Annotated in this window: 17 protein-coding genes and 1 pseudogene; 9 read left to right on the top strand and 9 right to left on the bottom strand. The window is 71.7% G+C overall.

The genetic code is table 11. The annotated features are described in order from the left end of the window. Positions 1-72: 72 nt before the first annotated feature. Both AB0B35_RS07675 and htpG read left to right on the top strand, forming a co-directional pair. Positions 73-1,080, top strand: a complete 1,008-nt coding sequence (locus tag AB0B35_RS07675; RefSeq protein WP_361042048.1) for a LacI family DNA-binding transcriptional regulator — start codon at positions 73-75, stop codon at positions 1,078-1,080. 105 nt (positions 1,081-1,185) lie between these two features. After that, positions 1,186-3,057: a molecular chaperone HtpG gene (gene htpG / locus AB0B35_RS07670; protein ID WP_361042045.1), complete on the top strand. Its 1,872-nt coding sequence runs from the start codon at positions 1,186-1,188 to the stop codon at positions 3,055-3,057. A gap of 61 nt (positions 3,058-3,118) precedes the next feature. Here the strand turns inward: htpG and eno are convergent, their stop codons facing one another. Further along, the gene (eno, locus tag AB0B35_RS07665; RefSeq protein ID WP_361042179.1) at positions 3,119-4,408 is read right to left on the bottom strand and encodes a phosphopyruvate hydratase; all 1,290 of its coding nucleotides are present in this window, start codon (positions 4,406-4,408) and stop codon (positions 3,119-3,121) included. Between the two features lie 72 nt (positions 4,409-4,480). Beyond that, positions 4,481-5,311 (bottom strand): annotated as a pseudogene (locus AB0B35_RS07660) (MerR family transcriptional regulator); the annotation flags it as partial. Positions 5,312-5,487: 176 nt separating this feature from the next. On the opposite strand from AB0B35_RS07660, the gene AB0B35_RS07655 reads away from it, so the two are divergent. Then, positions 5,488-6,024 carry a hypothetical protein gene (locus tag AB0B35_RS07655; protein ID WP_361042042.1) on the top strand — a complete coding sequence of 179 codons (537 nt, stop codon included), beginning with the start codon at positions 5,488-5,490 and terminating at the stop codon, positions 6,022-6,024. A 288-nt stretch (positions 6,025-6,312) separates the two neighbouring features. Next, positions 6,313-6,714 (top strand): DUF302 domain-containing protein, encoded by a 402-nt coding sequence (locus AB0B35_RS07650; protein ID WP_361042040.1) that lies wholly within the window; start codon positions 6,313-6,315, stop codon positions 6,712-6,714. A 269-nt stretch (positions 6,715-6,983) separates the two neighbouring features. On the opposite strand, the gene AB0B35_RS07645 is transcribed toward AB0B35_RS07650, so the two are convergent. Continuing rightward, positions 6,984-8,441, bottom strand: coding sequence for a M81 family metallopeptidase (locus AB0B35_RS07645; protein ID WP_361042038.1), 1,458 nt, complete (start codon positions 8,439-8,441; stop codon positions 6,984-6,986). Positions 8,442-8,527: 86 nt separating this feature from the next. On the opposite strand from AB0B35_RS07645, the gene AB0B35_RS07640 reads away from it, so the two are divergent. Next, positions 8,528-9,226 (top strand): copper homeostasis protein CutC, encoded by a 699-nt coding sequence (locus AB0B35_RS07640; protein WP_361042035.1) that lies wholly within the window; start codon positions 8,528-8,530, stop codon positions 9,224-9,226. Between the two features lie 5 nt (positions 9,227-9,231). Here AB0B35_RS07640 and AB0B35_RS07635 read toward each other — a convergent pair whose 3' ends face one another. After that, the gene (locus tag AB0B35_RS07635; protein WP_361042032.1) at positions 9,232-9,894 is read right to left on the bottom strand and encodes a response regulator transcription factor; all 663 of its coding nucleotides are present in this window, start codon (positions 9,892-9,894) and stop codon (positions 9,232-9,234) included. Next, positions 9,891-11,042: a histidine kinase gene (locus tag AB0B35_RS07630; protein ID WP_361042029.1), complete on the bottom strand. Its 1,152-nt coding sequence runs from the start codon at positions 11,040-11,042 to the stop codon at positions 9,891-9,893. Before AB0B35_RS07630 ends, AB0B35_RS07635 begins: the two co-directional genes overlap by 4 nt. Positions 11,043-11,312: 270 nt before the next feature. Here AB0B35_RS07630 and AB0B35_RS07625 point away from each other — a divergent pair, with 270 nt between their 5' ends. Together AB0B35_RS07625 and AB0B35_RS07620 are read left to right on the top strand one after the other, a co-directional pair. Further along, positions 11,313-11,831 (top strand): DUF1772 domain-containing protein, encoded by a 519-nt coding sequence (locus AB0B35_RS07625; protein WP_361042027.1) that lies wholly within the window; start codon positions 11,313-11,315, stop codon positions 11,829-11,831. Next, complete coding sequence (locus AB0B35_RS07620; protein ID WP_361042025.1) at positions 11,828-12,289, top strand: hypothetical protein; 462 nt, start codon at positions 11,828-11,830, stop codon at positions 12,287-12,289. Before AB0B35_RS07625 ends, AB0B35_RS07620 begins: the two co-directional genes overlap by 4 nt. Before the next feature lie 80 nt (positions 12,290-12,369). Here the strand turns inward: AB0B35_RS07620 and AB0B35_RS07615 are convergent, their stop codons facing one another. Both AB0B35_RS07615 and AB0B35_RS07610 read right to left on the bottom strand, forming a co-directional pair. Continuing rightward, entirely contained in the window at positions 12,370-12,924 is a 555-nt protein-coding gene (locus AB0B35_RS07615) for a snapalysin family zinc-dependent metalloprotease (RefSeq protein WP_361042023.1), read from the bottom strand. Positions 12,925-13,048: 124 nt separating this feature from the next. Next, positions 13,049-13,891 (bottom strand): S1 family peptidase, encoded by an 843-nt coding sequence (locus tag AB0B35_RS07610; RefSeq protein WP_361042020.1) that lies wholly within the window; start codon positions 13,889-13,891, stop codon positions 13,049-13,051. 234 nt (positions 13,892-14,125) lie between these two features. Between AB0B35_RS07610 and AB0B35_RS07605 the strand changes: the two genes are divergently transcribed. Beyond that, positions 14,126-16,873, top strand: coding sequence for a cation-transporting P-type ATPase (locus AB0B35_RS07605; RefSeq protein WP_361042017.1), 2,748 nt, complete (start codon positions 14,126-14,128; stop codon positions 16,871-16,873). A gap of 66 nt (positions 16,874-16,939) precedes the next feature. Beyond that, positions 16,940-17,329 carry a hypothetical protein gene (locus AB0B35_RS07600; RefSeq protein WP_360526805.1) on the top strand — a complete coding sequence of 130 codons (390 nt, stop codon included), beginning with the start codon at positions 16,940-16,942 and terminating at the stop codon, positions 17,327-17,329. Between the two features lie 64 nt (positions 17,330-17,393). Here AB0B35_RS07600 and AB0B35_RS07595 read toward each other — a convergent pair whose 3' ends face one another. Both AB0B35_RS07595 and AB0B35_RS07590 read right to left on the bottom strand, forming a co-directional pair. Further along, positions 17,394-17,765 (bottom strand): hypothetical protein, encoded by a 372-nt coding sequence (locus AB0B35_RS07595; RefSeq protein WP_361042014.1) that lies wholly within the window; start codon positions 17,763-17,765, stop codon positions 17,394-17,396. Positions 17,766-18,006: 241 nt separating this feature from the next. Further along, positions 18,007-19,911: a multicopper oxidase domain-containing protein gene (locus tag AB0B35_RS07590; RefSeq protein ID WP_361042011.1), complete on the bottom strand. Its 1,905-nt coding sequence runs from the start codon at positions 19,909-19,911 to the stop codon at positions 18,007-18,009. Between the last annotated feature and the right edge of the window lie 54 nt (positions 19,912-19,965).

Here is a 19,965-nt window from a genome sequence, read left to right as displayed (position 1 = left end):
CTTCCCGTGAGAGCGCTCTCGCCCGTATCGTCGGTGTGCCGCAGTGACGCGGCGGAGGGTGCAGGTGGCCACATGAGCAGGTCGAAACCGACGATCGATGACGTCGCGAGGGTGGCGGGCGTGTCCCGGGCCACGGCGTCACGTGTGATCAACAATGCGCCCGGCGCGTCCGGGCCGCTGCGGGTGCGGGTGCAGGAGGCGGTGGCGCGGCTCGGCTACCGGCCCAACGAGGCGGCCCGTGCCCTGGCCTCCGGCCGACCGCGGGTGGTCGACGTGATCGCCGTCAGCTGCAGCCTGCCCGGCGGCTGGCTGGGCTCGAACCCGTACTACGGCCGGGTCCTGGCCGGCATGATGCCGCTGCTGGAGGGCGTCGGCGCGCAACTGCGGGTGCACGCGCTGACCCACGAATCGGCCGCCGAGGCGCTGGACGAGCTCGCCGCCAACGTCACCCTCGGCGCGGTGCTGTCCGACATCACCCCGACGCTCGCCGCGCGGTTCCACCGCCGGTGCCGCCGGGTGATCTCGCTGGTGCCGACCGCGGCCACGGTCCCGGCGATGGTCGCCGACAACATCGGTGGGGCGTACACGGCGGTCACGCACCTGCACCGCCTCGGTCGCCGCCGGATCGCCGCGATCCACGGCCCGCTGATCAGCACCTGCGCCGCCGACCGGCGCATCGGGCACCTGCGAGCCGCCCAGCAACTGGGACTGGCCGAGATCAGCGCCGACACCACCTTCACCCGCGAGGGCGGCTACCACGCCGCGCAGCGGCTGCTGGAGCAGCACCCGGACCTCGATGCCGTGTTCGTCGCCTGCGACCTCATGGCCGCGGGCGTGGTCCAGGCGCTCACCGCCGCCGGCCGGCGGGTGCCCGAGGACGTCAGCGTCATCGGCTTCGACGACAGTGTCGCCGCGATCTGCACGAACCCGCCGCTGACCACGATGCGCCTGCCCGTGGAGGAGATGGCGGCCGCCGCGGTGCGGCTGCTGCTGTCCGGTGACGTCCCGCCCGGCCACCGCGAACTGTTCCCGGCCGAGCTCGTCGTACGCCAGAGCACCGGGCGCCTGCCGGCCCGCTGACCGAAGGTGGTGGCCCCTGTCGGCCCGCCGAGTTGCCCCACCCATCGCCTTGATGCTAAATCTGCGTTGGCACTCCGGTGTGGAGAGTGCCAATGCAGAGAGGGGATGTCGGTGAGCCAGGTCGAGACGTTCGAGTTCCAGGCGGAGGCCCAGCAGCTGCTCCAGCTGGTGATCCACTCCATCTACTCGAACAAGGACGTGTTCCTGCGGGAGTTGGTCTCCAACGCCTCCGATGCCCTGGACAAGCTGCGCCTGGAGTCGCTGGTCGACAAGGAGCTCGACGCCGACACCAGCGACCTGCGCATCGAACTCGCCGTCGACCGCGAGCAGCGCACGCTGACGGTGCGCGACAACGGCATCGGCATGACCCGCGCCCAGGTCATCGAGCTGATCGGCACGATCGCCCGGTCCGGGACGGCGGAGTTCGTCAGCCGCTGGCAGCAGGCCAAGCAGGACGGCAACGCCGAGCTCATCGGCAAGTTCGGCATCGGGTTCTACTCCGGGTTCATGGTCGCCGACCGGGTCGTGCTGGTGACCCGCCGTGCGGGCGAGGCCGAGGGCACCCGCTGGGAGTCCGCCGGCGCCGACACGTACGAGATCTCCACGGTCGCCGACGCCGCGGTCGGAACGTCCGTCACCCTGCACCTCAAGCCGGCCGACGAGGACGACCACCTGCACGACTACGCCGATCCGGCGGTGCTGCGGCGGATCGTCAAGCGCTACTCCGACTTCATCGCCTGGCCGATCCGGATGCGCGAGCCCGAGGCGGACGCGGCCGAGACCCTCAACTCGATGAAGGCCCTGTGGTCCCGGTCCGCCGCCGACATCAAGCCCGAGGAGTACACCGAGTTCTACCGGCACGTCAGCCACGACTGGACCGACCCGCTCGACACGATCCACCTGCGTGCCGAGGGCGCCCTGGAGTTCGACGCGCTGCTGTTCCTGCCCGCGCACGCCCCGCACGACCTCTTCGCGCGCAGCACCCGCCGTGGTGTGCAGCTCTACATCAAGCGCGTGTTCATCATGGACGACTGCGAGGCGCTGCTGCCGGAGTACCTGCGCTTCGTCAAGGGCGTCGTCGACTCCGCCGACCTGTCGCTCAACGTGTCGCGGGAGATCCTGCAGCAGGACCGGCAGATCCAGACGATCCGCCGCCGCCTGGTCAAGAAGGTCCTCGGCACCCTCAAGGACATGCTCGCCAAGGATCCCGAGCGCTACACCGGCTTCTGGCGCGAGTTCGGCCAGGCCGTCAAGGAAGGCCTGGTCAACGACCCCGACAACCAGGCGGCGATCCTCGACCTGGTGCAGCTCGCCTCCACCCACGACCCGGCCCGGCCGAGCACGCTGCGCGAGTACGTCGAGCGGATGAAACCCGACCAGACGGAGATCTTCTACCTGGTCGGCGAGCAGCGTGCCACCCTGGAGAACTCACCGCACCTGGAGGCGTTCACGGCCAACGGCATCGAGGTGCTGCTGCTGCACGACCCGGTCGACGCGATGTGGGTCGACATGGTCGGCGACTACGACGGCAAGACGTTCGCCTCGGCCAGCCGCGGCGAGGTCGACCTGAAGACCGAGACCGACCAGGCCCCGGCCGCCGAGGACTACGCCGGGCTGCTGGCCTGGATGGGCACCCGGCTAGCGGACAAGGTCAAGCAGGTGCGGCTGAGCACCCGCCTGACCACCTCGGCGGCCTGCCTGGTGTCGGACGCGTTCGACGCGTCTCCGGCACTGGAGAAGCTCTACCGGGCAATGGGCCAGGACCTGCCGAAAGCCAAGCGCATCCTGGAACTGAACCCGCAGCATCCGCTGGTGGAGAAGCTGCGCGCCGCACACGGCGAGCGCGGTGACGACGACGTGCTCGCCGAGACCGTCGACCTGCTGCACGCGATGGCGGTGCTCGCCGAGGGCGGTGAACTCGACGACCCGGCCGGGTTCACCCGCCGCCTGGCCGACCGGCTGTCCCGTACGCTCTGACGCCGCACGACGCGGGTGGCCGCCGGCCACCCGCGTCCCCCGTGCGCGTCTTTCGGCCGGGTCAGGCGGCCGGGCCGCCCGCGAGGCTGCGGGCACCGGCGTAGACGGCGCGTTCGCCCAGCTCCTCCTCGATCCGGATGAGCTGGTTGTACTTGGCGGTGCGGTCGCTGCGCGACAGCGAGCCGGTCTTGATCTGCCCGCATCCGGTCGCCACGGCCAGGTCGGCGATGGTGGTGTCCTCGGTCTCCCCGGACCGGTGCGACATCACCACGCTGTACCCGGCCTGCCGCGCGGCCGTGACCGTGGCCAGCATCTCCGTCAGCGTGCCGACCTGGTTGACCTTCACCAGCACCGAGTTCGCGACGCCCCGGCTGATGCCGTCGCGCAGCAGTTCGACGTTGGTGCAGAAGACGTCGTCGCCGACCAGCTGGCAGCGCCCGCCGAGCCGTTCGGTGAGCAGCTTCCAGCCCTCGAAGTCGTCCTGGGCGACACCGTCCTCGATCGACACGATCGGGAACTGCCCGACCAGCTCGGCGAGGTGGTCGACATGCTCGGCGACGGTGCGCACCCGGCCCTCGCCCCGGTAGTGGTAGGCGCCGTCGCGGTAGAACTCCGACGCGGCCGGGTCCAACGCGACCGCGATGTCGACGCCGGGGGTGTAGCCGCTGTCGGTGATCGCGGTGCGGATGAACGCCAGGGCTTCGGATGCCGTGCGCAGCGGCGGGGCGAAGCCGCCCTCGTCGCCGACGGCGGTGTGGTGACCTGCGGTCTGCAACGCGGCGCGCAGGGTGTGGAACACCTCCGAGCCCATCCGGACCGCGTCGGCGAACGTCGCCGCGCCGATCGGGGCGATCATGAACTCCTGGAAGTCGAGCGGGTTGTCGGCGTGCGCGCCGCCGTTGACGATGTTCATGAGCGGTAGCGGCAAGGTGACCGCGTCGGGCCCGCCGAGGTAGCGGTAGAGCGGCTGCCCGGCCGACGCCGCCGCGGCCTTCACGACGGCCAGCGAGACGCCGAGGGTCGCGTTCGCACCCAGCCGGGACTTGTTGGCGGTGCCGTCCAGCTCGATCAGCGTCCGGTCCACGGCTGCCTGATCGCGGCCGTCGAGCCCGGCGACCGCGTCGGCGATCTCGCCGAGCACCGCCGCGACGGCGCGGCGTACGCCCTTGCCGTGGTAGCGGCCGGAGTCGCCGTCGCGCAGCTCGACGGCCTCGGCGGTGCCGGTCGACGCCCCGGACGGGACGGCCGCCCGGCCCAGCGAGCCGTCGTCGAGCAGCACGTCGACCTCGACGGTCGGGTTGCCGCGGCTGTCGAGGATCTCCCTGGCGTGCACGGTGTCGATGGCGGTCATGTGACTCCTCGGGTCGGGATGGTCGGCGAGCCAGCGCAGCACCTGCTCGGCGTGCAGGGCCGGTTGGCTCACCGGATGGAACACGTGCTCGACCACGCCGTCGTTCACGATGAGCGTCAGCCGCCGGTAGTAAGCGGCTCCGGCGGTCTCGAAGGTGGGCAGCCGCAGCGCCGCGGCCAGGCTCAGCCGGGGATCGGCCAGCAGCGGATACGGCAGCCGGAGCCGGTGGGCCAGCTCCCGCTGGTATCCGGTCGGCTGCGCCGACAGGCCGTAGACCTGGTCGCATCCGGCGGCCAGCAGCTCGGCGTGCACGTCCCGGAACCCGCAGGCCTGCACGGTGCACCCGCGAGCGCCGGGCACGTCGTCCCAGCCGTCCGGCACCGCGATGCCAGGCCTGCTGGTCAGGGTGTAGACGAACAGCACGACCCGGCGACCGCCGAACGCCGCCGGACCGACCGCGGTGCCGTCGGTGGCCCGGAACGTCAGCTCGGGCAGCGGTGCGCCGACCAGGCCCGACGGGTCGTCACCGGCCGCGAGGGCCCGGCCGGTCAGCCGCGGCACGCCGTGCCCGGCGGCGTCGACCAGCGACAGCAGCGCGTCACGCTGGCCGGTCAGCCGCTCGATCCGCTGCTCCAGCCCGGCTATCGCCCGCCGGTACGTTCCCAGCGCCGCCGGGTGGGCGCCGTCGCCGTCGCTCAGCGACTCGACGAACGGCCTGGTCTCCTCGACGCTGAAGCCGAGCGCGGTTAGCGTCCGGATCTGCTCGACCAGGCGCACGGAGATCGGGTCGTACTCCCGGTAGCCGTTGCCCAGCCGCCGGGGCACGACCAGTCCCGCCGCTTCGTAGTAGCGCAGCGCCCGGACCGTGGTCCCGGTGCGGTGCGCCAGTTCACCGACTCGCACGGCACGACCGTAAACCTGTACCTACGGGTACAGGTCAAGCGAGCGGTTTCCGGGTGCCGGACCCCGTGCCTGCGGCAGGCAGGCGAGTCATCTGCCCGGTGGGCTTGCCAAGTCGACGCACCATCGAGGTCGGCGGCACGTCGCGCCCATCGTCGATCGCCTCAGCGGAGGTCAGAATGGCCGAAGACAAGTCCTCCGGACAAGACGGGGCCATCGCGGAATTCACCGCGTTGCGCGAGGAGATCATCGCCCGGCACAACAATCAGCAATCGCTTCTGTCGATTCAGCTGACTGCGGCAGGGGCGTTATTCAGCCTCGCGCTGTCAGGCGCGGACAAGGCGGCCGTTCTGTTGGTTCTTCCGCTGGTGACCTACCTGCTCGCGGGCCGCCACGTGGCTCACAGCTACGCCTGCCACAGCATTGCCGCGTACATCAGCACTGAGCTCAGTGGGCGGGTGCGAGGCGGGCTCGGCTGGGAAACCTGGTTGCAGCCGCGCCGGTCCAGTCCCCGGCGCTACCCCGTACTGAATCCGCTGTCCATCTCCTTCCCCGGGATCAGCGTTCTGGCATTGCTCGGCTCATTGCCTTTCCTCGCGAGCCTGTCCATGTCCGGCACTACGGTGATTTTATGGACAGCGTGGCTCATGGGCGTGATCCTAACAATTTCCTCTTTACGTCTGGTATGGAAGATCCGCAGTGATTCGTTCATGTGAGCGGGGCCGGTGCTCGGCCGGGAGAACGACGCATGACTCCCGCCCGGGGCAGCTTGTCCCTGACATGGCGATGATGGCGACGACACCGAGCCGGTGCCACGGGCTCGATATCATGTCTTTGATCTGGTCGGATCGCGGTCGGGCTACTCGTAACCTGGCGGATCATGGTCAGAAAGGCACGCCATCTGCTGATGCCGCCATGCCGTCACGATCCCTTCGCCGACTGTCTGACCGTCAGCCGGCGCGGAAGGGGACGGACGGGAAGGGCCGGATGAAGGGGAGAGCAGCATGACGTCAGGCCTGGTCTCTCGCCACAGCGCCGCCGACGTCGAGCAGACCGTCGCGTCCATTCGCCGGGAGGCGGAATCGCGCGGCGCGACCGTGTTCGCCGTCATCGACCATGCCGGAGCCGCGCGAGATGCCGGACTCGACATGCCGGCCACTCAGGTGTTGATCCTGGGAAGCCCGAAATCCGGAACACCGCTCATGCTGGCTGCGCCCGAGTTGGCCATCGATCTGCCGCTGCGCATCCTCGTGCGTGCGGACGGCGGGCCAGGGTCGGTGGTCTCATGGCAGGAGCCCGCATTCGTTGCCACGCGGTTCAACTTGCCTGGAGATCAACTGACAACTCTTGCGGCACCCTCGCTCCTGGTCGATGCGGTTCTCGGCGCGCAAACCCGCCCCGAGTGACGCGGTTCGGCCGCGGGGCCGCCTTCGAGGTGCCGAAGGCCGATCGCGCGCCCGCACGGGCGGATTAGCCCGCCATCATGGGCCCTCTACCGCACTGACCCGCCACCCACCTACGTCCCGCCTTCTCCCCGGGTCGTGGGCGGGCAGGCTGGGCGAAGATCGCCGTTTCCGGTCACGATGTGGGGCCCTGCCTCACTTTCCGACCGGAAACGGCGTTCTTCGCCGTTCCAAGGCCGCCAGCTTGGCAAAAACCCGCTGAGCCGGGCAGGTCAGCCGGTCACGACGGCGAGGTCGGCGGTGAAGTCGCGGTCCAGGGGGAACATCGGCCGGACCACGTTGCGGTACGGCAGCCGGGCGAGATCCTGGTCCACGCCGCCCGGAGTCAGTGCGAGCAGCCAGTCGCCCGCCGCGTCGAACAGTTCGGGCTCCAGATAGCCGATCTTCACGACGACCACGTCCACGGCGTCGACCGGGACCCCCAGCCGCGCGTACGACTCCAGCAGCCGGTACTGCATCCGCCGCGACGTGACGAAGACGCTGAGCCCGCCCACGCGCACGCTGACGCACCGCCCGCCGTCGGGATCGTCGGCGACCGCCTCCAGGACCCCGTCCAGCAGGAGCGGACCCGGTTCGCGGGCGTCGATGCGCCCGCCGACCGTCACCCGCACCGCCGAACCGAGCGGCCGGTCCGCGACCTGGGCGACAGCCTGCGGATCCACCAGCGACGCGAACACGGCACGGCGTGCGCCGTCGCGGATCTCCGGCCGGGCCGTCATCCGCTCCAGCGCGAAGGTCACGTCGTCCGCGCCGCCCGCCCCCGGGTTGTCGCCGGAGTCGCTGATGAAGAACGGCCGGCGAGCCGGGTCGGCGGCCAACGCGGCGTCGAGGCACTCGTCCATGGTGCCGGTCGGGGCGACGAACGCGAAGTCGTCGCGGGCGGCCCAGAAGTGTCCGCCGAGTTCGCGGGCCGCGTCGGCGGCCGCCGTGGCGTCGGTGCCCGTGACCACCACCGCGCCCTGGCAGCGGGCCTGGTCGGCCCAGGCGTAGCCGATCCAGATCGCCGCGTCGACGATGCCGTCGCGGGACTCGATCTCCGGGATCCTCGCGTAGAGCCCGCGCGCCGGCTCCTCGCGGGTGCTGGTCATCTCGCCCGGTAGCAGGATCGGCACGTGCACCAGGGCCTTGTGCGGCCGCTGACCCCGGCGTAGCGCCTCGACCAGGTTGTGCGCGGCGCGCTCGCGGGTCTCCCACACGTCGACGTGCGGGGCGGTCCGGTAGCAGGTGAGCAGGTCGCAGCCGTCGAACAGCACCTGGGACACGTTGCCGTGCAGGTCCATCGCCGCGGACACGTACGGCTGCGGGCCGAGCACCGAGCGGATGGTGGTGATCAGGTCGCCCTCGGCGTCGTCGCGGCCGACGACGCTCATCGCCCCGTGGAAGTCGAGCAGCATGCCGTCCAGCGGGCCCGCCGCGGCGAGCCGCTCGGCGATCTCGGCAGCCCAGGCCTCGTACGCCGCCGGCTCCACGGCACCGCCGGGCAGGGCTCGGGCGTGCACGAGCGGGATCCACTCGACGTCGGCGGCCCACGGCTGCGTGAGCCAGTCGTATCGCGCCAGCAGCGCGTCGCCGCGGGTGACCTCGAAGTCGGCAGCCGTGCTCAGGTGCGGGGAGAACGTGCTGGACTCGATGTGGATGCCGCCGACGGCGATACGCAGGGGATGGAACATGGTTTTTGATCATAGCCGCTGAAAGCAGTCGAAATGACAAGGGCACCCTTCCGCTCGCTTCCGGCACCGGCGGTAGGTTCTTCCGCGTGACCACGGTGGAGATCTGCGTGAGCGACGTGCCGACCGCGCTGGTGGCGGAGGCCGCCGGAGCGGACCGGCTGGAACTGTGTGCCGATCTCGGCCAGGGCGGAACCACTCCGAGCCTGGGCGCTGTCGAGATCGCCCTGCGCACGCTGGCCCGCGCGGGGCTGCGGGTCATGGTCCGGCCCCGCGGCGGCGACTTCCGGGTGAGCGCGACCGAGGAGCAGGTCATGCTCGCCGACATCGCCGCCGTCCGCGCCCTGCCCAACCCGCACGGGCTCCCGCTCGGTGTGGTCGTCGGGGCCCTCACCGACGGCGGCGGCCTCGACCTGCCCGTCCTGCGCCGCCTGATCGAAGCGGCCGGGCCGCTGCCGGTGACCGTGCACAAGGCCTTCGACGAGGTCGACGACCAGCTCAGGGCGCTCGACGAGATCATCGAACTCGGCGCCGACGCGGTCCTCACCTCCGGCGCGGCTCCCACCGCCGTCGAGGGCGCCGCACGCATCGCCGCGCTGCGGGAACGGGCCGGCGACCGGCTGCGCGTCATCGCCGCGGGCGGCATCCGCTCGCACAACGTCCGGCAGGTGCTCGCCGCGACCGGGGCGCGGGAGCTGCACCTGCGCGCACCCGTGCTCCGCGACGGCCGCGAGGCCACCGACGCCGACGAGGTGCGCCGGGTCGTGGACGCCGTCCGCGCCGCCTGACCCGCTCACCGCGCGCCGGGGCGGACCAGGCCGGTCTCGTACGCGATGACTACCAGCTGCGCCCGGTCGCGGGCGTCGAGCTTGGTGAGCAGGCGGCTGACGTAGGTGCGGGCGGTGTCGGGGCTCAGGTGCAGCACCGCGCCGATCTCGGCGTTCGAGCGGCCGGTGCCGACCTGCGCGAGCACGTCGCGTTCGCGTTCGGTGAGCTTGGCCAGGCGTGCCTCGTCCTGGGCCGGGGTGCGGGCGGCGGCGTCCAGCACCCGGCGGGTGACCGCCGGCGACAGCAGCGCGTCCCCGCCGGCGACGGTGCGCACCGCGTCCCGCAGCGCGTCCGGCGTGGTGTCCTTGAGCAGGAACCCGGCCGCCCCCGCGCGGATCGCCTCGAACAGGTACTCGTCGTCGTCGAAGGTGGTCAGCATGACGACGTGGACCCGGGACAGGCGCGGATCGGCCAGGATGCGGCGGGTGGCCTCGATCCCGTCGAGGCCTGGCATCCGCACATCCATCAGCACCACGTCGGGGTGCCGGTCGCGCACCACGTCCACCGCCGTAGCGCCGTCGCCCGCCTCGCCGACGACGGTGATGTCGGGTGCGCGTTCCAGTACGGCCCGCAGCCCGGTGCGGATGAGGTGCTGGTCGTCGACGAGCACTACTCGCAGTTCGCTCATCGCGGGCCTCCGGGCAGCGGCAGCTCGGCGTGGACCCGAAACCCGCCCGCGTCGGCCGGGCCGGCTTCGAGGGCGCCGCCGAGCAGTGTGACGCGTTCGGACATGCCGCGCAGGCCGTAGCCGTGCTCGTCGTGGCGGCCGTGCGGGTCGGGGCCGCGGCCGTCGTCGAGGACGTCCACCGACAGCAGGGTACTGCCCGCGATGACGCTGACCTGTGCTTTCGTGGCTCGCGCGTGGCGCAGCACGTTGGTCAGCGCCTCCTGGACCACCCGGTACGCGGTCGTGCCGACCACCGCGGGCAACGCCCGCAGGTCCCCTTTGACGTGCAGCTCCACGGGCAGGCCGCCGCCGCGGACGCCGTCGACGAGGGCAGGCAGGTCGCCGATGCCCGGGTCGGGGTGTCGAGGACCGGTGTCCCGGCGCAGCGTGCCGAGGGTGGCGCGCAGTTCGGACATGGCGCTGCCGCCCGCGGCGCGGATCGCGGCCAGGGCCGTGAGGGCGTCGTCCTTCGCGTCGTCGGCCAGCGCCTCCTGGGCGACCGCCGACTGCAGGGTCACCACGGAGACGGCGTGGCCGAGGGTGTCGTGGACCTCGCGGGCGATGCGCAGCCGCTCGGCCTCCACCTGCCGGGCAGCCTCGGCACGGCGCTCGTCGGCGGCGGCCGCGGCCTGCCGGGCCAGTTCGGCGCGCAGTGCCCGCCTGCTGCGCACCGCGTCGCCGAGCGCGAGCACGGCCGCCATCAGCGCGCCCTGCGAGCCGAGGTCCACGCCCAGCACGATCGACGGGTCGTCGCCCTCGGCCAGCCGTGCCGCGATCGACGCGGCCAGCAGGGCGGCGGCCATGACGGACGCGGCCCGGACCCGTCCGGCGTCGGCGGCGACGTACAGCACCGCGGCGGTGTGCGCGGCAAGGCCGACGGGTGCCAGGTCGAGCATGTAGTAGGCGACGACCCCGGCCGCCGTGGCGGCGAGCGCGGGCACCGGGAAGTGGCGGGCCAGCAGCGGCAGCGCCCCGAACCCGGCGGCGGCCAGGTAGCCGGCGGCCAGTTGCGCGGGCGGTCCGCCGTGGGTGGCCACGGCAGCCGCGACCAGTGCGAACGTGCCGATGGCCAGGAGCGCGTCGATACGGGTCGGTCGGTGGCCGGGCACGCTCCGAGCCTAGATCGCCGCAGGCCCCGGCGCTGTCTCCCGGAGGCGACACCTGGCGGCTCGGGGGTACGCCGCAAAGCGATGCGGCCTGCGCCGACCCTGGAGGCATTGCCCTGGTCAGGTGGGCCGGCGACGGGGCGGCGTACGGCAGGAAGCGACCCCGGATCGCGCTCGCGGGCGGCAGACGCGGCACGGCGCGCGGCCTAGCGTCATCGGCGACCTTGACCACCGTGCCACGCCGGTGCGGTGAATCCCGGAGGAGAAGCCCCTATGTCCCTGACCCGGCTGACCTGGGTCGCGCTGATCGCGCTGGTCTGGACGTCGATGCTGTCGTTCGGCGGTGTCGCCGCCGAGACGGTGATGCTGTACCCGAACATCTTCGTCGACCCGCCCGCCTCGCTGGAACGAGCCCGCGAGTTCGTCATCGCGGGCGGCCCGAGCGACTACTTTCCGCCGCTGGGCGCCGGCGTGGTCGTCAGCAGCATCGCCACGCTCCTGCTGACCTGGCGTCACCCGCGGCTGCGCTGGTGGATCGCGGCCGCCGCGGCGACGTTCTTCGGCTGCGAGTTCGTGTTCTCCGCCGTGTTCTTCTGGCCCCGCAACGAGATCATGTTCGTCGACCCGCTCGGCACGCACAGCGCCGACGAGCTGCGCCGGGTCGCCGCGGAGTTCGTCGCCGGGCACTGGGTGCGCGTGGCTGGCGGGGCGGTGACCGCGGTGCTCGCGTTCACCGCGCTGCTGCGCTGGGCCCGCACCGCCCCGCCGGCTGCTACAGGCGGTGTGCGATGACCGGCGGGGTGCGCCCGCTCGGGCTCCCGTGGCCGGCGCTGGTGGGGTTGGCCGCCCTGGCTGCGCCGCGGGTCGTTCTGCACGACCTGGAGCTGATCCAGGAGGGGACGCCGGTGAACGCGCTGCTCGTGTTCGGGCCGCTCGCCTGCTGGATCGCCGTGGTGGTGTGGCGGCGGCCGCCGCGCCCGTTCCTGACCGTCGTGGTGATCGGCGCGCTCTACGGGGTGTTCCTCGCGGTCGGGCACCAGGTGCTGTGGGACGCCGCGTTCGACGGGGCCGCTCCGTCCCTGGGCGGCAACCTCGCCGACGTCAATCCGGCCGTGCAGGAAGTCCTGCTCAGGGCTGCCGCGCTCGTGTCGAGCCTCGCCACCGGTGTGGTCGTGGGCGTGCTGGTGGGAGCGGTGGCGGCACTGCTGTGCCGCCTCCTGCACACTCGCGACCGGCACGTGGCCCCGTGAACGAAACCGTGCGCGGGGACGGCAGAGCGCGTTCGAAGCTCTGTCGCCCCCGCTGACGGCGGCCGGAAGGCGATGCTCCGTCAGGCGCGGTCTTCGCGCCAGCCGGCGGTGACCAGCGCACCGCTCGCGAACAGGTTGTTGACCTTGGTTATCTCCTGCGCGTTGGGGAAGGCGCTGGTGCAGGAGGTGCCGGCGCTGCTGCCGGACATCAGCTCCGAGCAGACGCCGGTGCGCCGGTCGGGCAGGCCGAGGATGTGGCCCAGTTCGTGCGCGGCGATGCGGGTGGGGTTGTGGCCCTCGGCGGTGGCCTGGCGGCCCATGTAGACGGTGCCGTTGCCCAGGGAGTTGACGTAGGCGCGCGGCCAGTTGTTGTCGGCGTATACGCGGATGTTGAGCGGGCGGCCGGAGGTCCAGCGCTCCAGGCGTACGTTGGTGACCCGGGCGTTCCAGTTGGCCGCGCCTTGGTGCACGACGTTGACGAACTCGGCGGCCTGGCTCGCGTCGTAGTAGAGCACGCGCACGGCGGCGGGTGCGGGGGCCGCGGTGGCGGCGGAGCTGCCGAGAAGCTGGCTGGACACGGTGATCGCGAAGGCGGCGAGGGTGGCCGCTGCGATCCGCGCGAGGTGAGATCTCATGCGCACACCTTGGCGTATCGAGTGAAATACTTCAATCTGTGGATGTGATCCTGGCACCTTTTCGCGTGGCGGCGAGACGGACCTGCCCCGGCTCGTCCGGCCGGGGCAGGGATGCCGTGCCGGATCAGGGGATGGTCAGGCCGTACGCGGCGAGGATCTCGCCGATCGGCTGGTAGTAGGTCGTGCCGCCGGTGGTGCAGTTGCCGGTGCCGCCGGACAGGATGCCCAGGATGATGCCGCCGGAGGTGTAGAGCGGGCCGCCGCTGTCCCCGGGCTCGGCGCAGATGTTCGTCCTGATCAGGCCGGTCACGGTGCCCTCGGCGTAGTTGACCGTGGCGTTCAGGGCGGTCACCGTGCCGCAGCGTACGCCGGTGGTCGCACCGCTGCGGCAGACCGCCTGGCCGACGTACGCGCTGCCGGTCCCGTACAGCTGCAGCAGGCCGGGATAGGTGTTGACGGCGCTGGGGTGGCTCAGCGCGCTCGTGTACCGGACCAGGCCGTAGTCGTTGGTCGGGAAGCTGCTCGCCGTCCGCACGCCGATCGCGATGGTGCGGGCGCTGTTGGTCCACCAGTTGGCGGAGCTGTTCGTGCAGTGCCCGGCCGTGATCAGGTAGTAGGTGGTGCCGCGGCGCGCGTTCGCGCCCAGCGAGCAGCGCGCCGTGCTGCCGTAGATCGCGTCGCCGCCGGCCAGCAGGGTGCGCAGGCGGCCCGGCTCGCGGCGCACGTCGACGTCCGCGCCGCGCAGGCCGTCACGCAGCCGCGTGGCCTGCTGCTCGGTGACCGTGTCGTCCAGCGTCACGGTCGTCCGCCCGGTGACCGGGTCGACTGTCCAGGCGGTGCCGGGGGTCTGCGCGACGGCCGACAGGGGCCGGGTCCCGGCTCCGGGTGCGGCGACCGCAGGGGTGGCGGTGGCTGTCGCCGCCAGCAGTACAACGGCCGCGACGGCGAGGCGGAAGGTACTTCTCATGGCGTCTCCGGGGTCTGTGGACGGGGGAGGGGTACAGAATGGCATCGATAGTCATCGAATTGCAACGCGCCGTCGGTCCGACCGAGCCGTGAGCCGTGGTTTTCGCATATCGAGCACTTGCTGCGCGTGCCGGAAATATAGTGTTCTGCATCAGTAGGCCGCCTATGCCGTTCCAACCTGGTGTTCCGGCGCTTGTGGAGCCTGGGCGGGCAGGTCGTCAGGAAGCGAGCGACCATGGACGGGGCCGGACCAGGCAGCGCCACACCGTGGTACGGCCGCAGCGCCGCCGACGTCGCCCAGGCGTTCGAGGTGCGGCCCGAACGCGGGCTGACCGCCGCGCAGGCCGCCGAGCGGCTCGCGAGACACGGCCCGAACCGGCTCGCCGCCGGCAAGAAGGAGTCGGCGCTGGCGGCGTTCGTGCGCCAGTACCGCGACTTCATGCAGATCGTGCTGCTGACCGCCGCCGTGGTGAACCAGCTCGTCACCCGCGAGTGGGGCACCACCCTGGTGCTGGTCGGCCTCACCGTGTTCAACGCCGTCGTCGGCCTGCGCCAGGAGGCCAAGGCCGAGGAGAGCGTGCGGGCACTGGCGCAGATGCTCAAGACCGTGGCCCGGGTGCGCCGGGACGGCCAGGCCGTCGAGATCGACGCCGAGCAGCTGGTCCCCGGTGACATCGTGCTGATGGAGGCCGGCAACCGGGTGCCCGCCGACGGCCGGATCGCGGTCGCGGCGACGCTGGAGATCGAAGAGGCCGCCCTGACCGGCGAGAGCCTGCCGGTCGCCAAGACCGCCGACCCGGTCCCCGGGACCGAGGTGCCGCTGGGCGACCGGGTCAGCGTCGCGTACATGAACACCTCGGTGACCCGCGGCCGCGGCGAGATGATCGTGACCGATACCGGCATGGGCACCGAGATCGGCCACATCGCACACCTGCTGGCCGGCACGGAAGCCGACAAGACGCCGCTGCAGAAGCAGTTGGACAGCCTCTCGAAGATCATCGCGACGATCGCGGGCATCGCCCTGGTGCTGGTCGTCCTGCTGGGCCTGGCCCGGGGCGAGTCGTTCGACACCCTGTTCATCACCGGTGTGGCGCTGGCCGTGGCCGCGATCCCGACCGGCCTGCCCGCCGTGGTCACGGCGCTGCTGTCCATCGGTACCCGGGAGATCGCCCAGCGCAACGCCATCGTCAAGCGCCTGCCCGCGGTGGAGACCCTCGGCTCGACCTCGGTGATCTGCTCCGACAAGACGGGCACGCTGACCCTGAACAAGATGACGGCCCGTGAGCTGGCGATCCCCGGGCGCAACCGGTTCACCGTCACCGGCGAGGGCTACCGCACCGACGGCGAGATCAAGCACGTCGGCGGTGAGCGCTTCGACCTGGACCCGTACCTGCTGCCGATGGTGCTGTGCGCAGACGCTGTGCTCGACGGCGACAGCCTGATCGGCGACCCGACCGAGGGCGCGCTGATCGTGCTGGGCGCCAAGGGCGGGCTGGACATCGCGCAGACCCGCGCGGCGTACCCGCGTATCGCGGAGGTGCCGTTCGACTCCGACTACAAGTTCATGGCCACGTACCACCGGATGACCGGGGACGGCGGCAGGCCGGTGGTCCGCTGCTACGTCAAGGGCGCCCCGGACGTGCTGATCAGCCGGGCCGCCTCCTACCGCGAGCCGGACGGCACGATCGTCGCGGTCACCGACGACAACCGGCAGCTGGCCTCCGACGCCAACGACCGCATCGCCGCCGCCGGGGAACGGGTCATGGTGGTGGCCCAGCGCGACTTCGACCCGTCCGGGTTCGACCCGTCGGCGAACCTGATCGAGCAAGTCCGCGACCTGACGCTGCTGGCGATGGTCGGCATCGTCGACCCGCCACGCGCGGAGGCGAAGGCGGCCATCGCCGAATGCCGCGCCGCCGGCATCCGGGTCCGGATGATCACCGGCGACCACGCGACGACCGCCGCCGCGATCGCCAAGGAACTGGGTATCGAGGGCCGCGCAGTCACCGGCACCGAGTTCGCCAACCTGCGCGACGAGGAACTGCTCGCGCAACTGCCCGACATCGGGGTGATCGCCCGGGTCGCGCCGGAGGACAAGCTGCGGCTGGTGCGGCTGCTCAAGACCAGCGGCAACATCGTGGCGATGACCGGCGACGGGGTCAACGACGCCCCCGCCCTCAAAGCCGCCGACATCGGCGTGGCGATGGGCATCACCGGCACGGAGGTCTCCAAGGAGGCCGCCGTCATGATCCTCACCGACGACAACTTCGCCACCATCGTCAAGGCCGTCGAATACGGCCGCGGCCTCTACGACAACCTGCTCAAGTACCTGCGGTTCCAGATGTCGACCCTGGTCGCCTACATCGCGATCTTCCTCTGCGCGGGCATCCTGAACATCGCCGCCGGGCAGCCGCTGAACCCGCTGCAGATCCTGTGGCTGAACATGGTCATCGACGTCCCGATCGCGATCGCGCTGGGTTTCGACCAGCCGAGGTCGGGCCTGATGCGGCACGCGCCGCGGCCGGTCGGCGCCCCGGTGCTGTCCAAGGCCAACTGGGTGCGGCTGTGCGTGCAGGGCGCGGTGATGACCGTCGGGTCGCTGGCGGCGTACCAGATCGGGCATTCGCACGGTGGGCCGGTGCTCGGGGCGACCATGCTGCTGACCACGCTGTCGCTGTTCCACCTGGTCGGCGGGCTGCTGTCGCGCGACCAGGTCGGCACGATCTTCGACCGGGACGCGATCCCCGGGATCGCCCAACTGCGCCGGTACGGCTTCGCCCTGCTGGCCATCCTTGCGGTCACCCTGCTCGAACCGCTGGAGCGCATCTTCGGCACCACCGGGCTCAGCCTCAACCAGTGGCTGGTCTGCATTGGGCTCGCACTCACCCTGCTCGTGGTGGAGGAACTGATCAAGGCGGTACTGCGTCGGCGCGCCCGCCAGAGCCTGCCGCAGCGAGCCGAGCCGGTTCCCGCCCCGGCATAGCCCCTCCGAACAGCCGAAACACCGCCCGGGTCGCAGCGTCCACGTGGCCGCGTCGTTGAGCACGACATGACCATCACGCAGGCGATCGCCGCTCAGCGGCTGCCCGACCTCGACCAGTACCGGCTGCACCGCACCGCCGAGGAGGCCGAGCTGGACGGCGTCGCCGTACCGGAGCTGGCCGCCCGCTTCTACCGGTGCAGCCTGCCGGACGGGCGGCTGGCCAGCGTCGGCCACTACACGCTGGCGGGCCGGGACCTGCTGATGGCCTGGGGCTACGTCGACGAGAAGCACTGCCGCTCGCACACCGTGTCGTCCGAGGACGACGGCTGGGGTCCGGTCGTGGACGGCTGCCCTGACGTCGAATTCGTACGCGACGCCGCCCGGGTCGTCGGGCTGCGCGTGCGAACCGCCGACGGGTCGTGGACGGATCACACGACTGCGGCCCGCAGGCCGTGAAGGCCGGCGGGCCGCGGGGCGCTGCCCGGGGGAAGGAGAGCAGCGCGGGGGAGTAGCCGGCGGGCTACTCGGTGACCGTGGCCGCTTCGACCGCGGGGGCCGCGGCGTGGCGGCGGACCAGCCACAGTGATGTGCCGGTCAGTGCCAGCGCGGCCACCAGCAGGGCCGCGTGCAGAGCCGGGTTCAGGATGGGGACGAACGCGATGATCGCGACCGGCAGCTGTACGAGCGCGATCAGGGCGAGCATCCGGCCGCGGTGCTGCGCGCCCCACGTGAACACGGTCGCGACGGGTGACAGCACGACGGCCAGGGTGAGTACGTCCAGGATGGTGTGCGCCCACGGGTTGACGACCCTGTTGTGGGCGAACGCGTAGGCGGGCGAGGCGAGGAGTACCAGCCCCGTGGTCAGGGCGGCGGTGGTGAGCAGGCGACGCATGACGACCTCCAGCGCTACGGGCAGGTCTGATTACCTTCCGTCACTCCACGGTAGGCCCGATGTGTCCGCCATCGGTAGGGCAGTCACATGAGTGAATAATGCCTGGTAGGTGGTTATCTGCTATGTGGCGGACGGCCGTGTGTGCGGTGGTCAGGTGGCACGTGCGCCTCGGCGCCCGCCGGCGCCCGCGTCCAGGCGGGCGCCGACAGCCTGATGCCGTGCCGAACGCTGATCGGGCCCGTCAGCCCACGCGGAACGGGCGCATCATGTCGTTGTCCTCGTGTTCGAGCAGGTGGCAGTGCCACACATAGCGGCCGGCCAGGTCGAAGGTCGCCTTCACGCGGGTGATCTCGCCCGGGAAGGTGAGCACGGTGTCCTTCAGGCCGCGGTCGCCTGCCCGTGGGGGCTGCGTGCCGTCCTTGCCCCGGCCGAGGACCTCGAACTGCACGACGTGCAGGTGCACGGGGTGGGCGTGGGCGCTCCAGTTGTGCAACTCCCAGACCTCCGTGGCGTGCAGGACGGGCTGCTCGGTGATCGGGTCGTGCCAGTGCTTCGGGACCGCCTGCCCGTGCTCGTCGATGGTGCAGAGCATCATCTTGACCGAGTGGTCGTGCCCGAGCTGCTCGTCGAGGGCCAGCCGGCGGGTCCGGCTCGCCCGGCCGAGGGGCCTGATCCGGGGCAGGTCCAGCTCCTCCGGCGGCACGCTGCGGTCCCTACCGGTCAGCCGCCCGACGGTGAACTTCATGATCTGGCCGGTGGTGGCCGTGTTCGACGGGTCGAAGTCGTCGCCGCAGAGCTTGTCCGGCCCCTCGTTGATCAGATATAGCTCGGTGCCCTCGCGCAGCCCGGTGAAGTCGACGATGACGTCGGCGCGCTCGGCGGGGCCGAGCAGCAGCTGCCGCTGTGACACCGGCTCGGGCAGGAAACCGCCGTCATTGCCGATCTGCCAGAGGGGCAGCGCCGGCGACGCGGGCCGGTGCGCCAGCGGATCGGTCACGATCTTCATGATCAGCACCCGGCTGTTGCACCCGTTGAGCAGGCGCAGCCGGTAGCGGCGGGGTTCGACCTCCAGCACCGGCCAGGTGCTGCCGTTGACCGTCATGGTGTCGGCGAGGAACGCCGGGTTCCAGATCGGCGGGAACGGACCGTCCGGGATGTACGGTCCGGCACCGTCGGTGAAGGCGCGGCTGTCCGGGTAGAACAGGGAGCCGTCCTTGTTGAAGGACCGGTCCTGCACCATGAGCGGGATCTCGTAGTAGCGGGTGCCGCGCCGGTCGCCGGGCCTGGGCGCGGGCCCCGGGAGCACGCCCGGGGGCAGGTCGGCGGAGCCGCCGCGCAGCAGGTAGAAGCCGGACAGGCCGGCGTACACGTTGACGCGGGTCATGCCGAGAGCGTGGTCGTGATACCAGAGCGTCGCCGCGCGCTGGTCGTTGCCGTAATGGAAGGTCGCCTCGCCCGGTTGCCAGGTGACGCCGTGGCGCTGGGCGAACTCCGCGCCGAACTCGTCGTGGAAGGTGCCGACGGTGGCGTGGCCGCGCGGGATGTTCCGTGCCCTCGGCAGATACCAGGCCTCCGGGTAGCCGCAGCTGTCCTGCAGCGAGCGCCCGCCGTGCAGGTGCGTGACGATCGGCACCGGCCCCCGGTAGGGGCCCGGCGTCGCGGCGAAGGCGGGCCGGGTGTCCCGGCCGGAGAGGCCGCCCGGCGGGTTGGCCCAATGCAGCGTCGGGTCCACCGCGAGCAGGTGCGGGCGGAAGTCGCCGGCGGCGTCGACGAGTTCGTTGACCCACGTGACCCGCACCGGACGGTCCACACTCGCCTCGATGGTGCCCGACGGGCTGCGGAAGGTGCGCGGCTTCGACACGTCCCCGTAGCCCCACACGGTCGTGCCGGGCAGGCCCTGGGGCAGGATCTGCTGGCGGAACTGGCGTACGCCGATCCGGTAGTGGGCCGGGCCGCCTGCCTCGTCGCGTGCGGGAGACAACGCCCGCGGCACCGCGAGCGGCGTGACGTACTTGCGGATCCTCTTCGGATTCAGCGTGCCCGCGCGGCCCCGTTCCACCGCCCAGGCCCAGCCGCCCTGCTGCGAGAGCACCGTCGCGGCGCCGATGGCCGCCGTCGCCTGAAGAATCCGCCTGCGGTCGACCATGTCCACACCTTCCGCCGCGGCCGCGGCGCTCCCGGAACGGTGGCGGAGCTGCCC

This window comes from Catellatospora sp. NPDC049133 (assembly GCF_040648455.1).
GTDB classification, from domain to species: Bacteria; Actinomycetota; Actinomycetes; order Mycobacteriales; family Micromonosporaceae; genus Catellatospora; species Catellatospora aurea.
This window is presented reverse-complemented; position numbering and strand designations above follow the sequence as displayed.